This is a genomic window from Leptotrichia sp. OH3620_COT-345 (assembly GCF_003932895.1).
Lineage (GTDB): Bacteria > Fusobacteriota > Fusobacteriia > Fusobacteriales > Leptotrichiaceae > Pseudoleptotrichia.
This window is the reverse complement of sequence record NZ_RQYW01000233.1, coordinates 1-218: the sequence shown is the minus strand read 5'-3', so window position 1 is coordinate 218 and position 218 is coordinate 1. Positions and strand designations below refer to the sequence as shown.

Here is a 218-nt window from a genome sequence, read left to right as displayed (position 1 = left end):
CCTCTTTCTCCTATCCCTATATGTCCCTGTGATACATCTATGCCTACTAAGTCCCCGTCTTTCATATGTAAATTTCCTGTTGTAAGCGTTACTCTGTCAGTATTTAAAAAGCCTCCGCCATTAACAAATATTCCGTTTCTGTTTGCCATTACAAGGTCAGCTCTTTGTCCTGCCACTTCCACTATTCCGTTTATATTACTCTTATTCTTTCCTGTCAC

1 protein-coding gene is annotated in these 218 nt (G+C 39.9%); it reads right to left on the bottom strand.

Annotated features, from left to right (window positions below; translation table 11 throughout):
* On the bottom strand, nucleotides 1-218 hold a 218-nt coding region (locus EII29_RS11890), incomplete at both ends, for a filamentous hemagglutinin N-terminal domain-containing protein (RefSeq protein ID WP_125237639.1).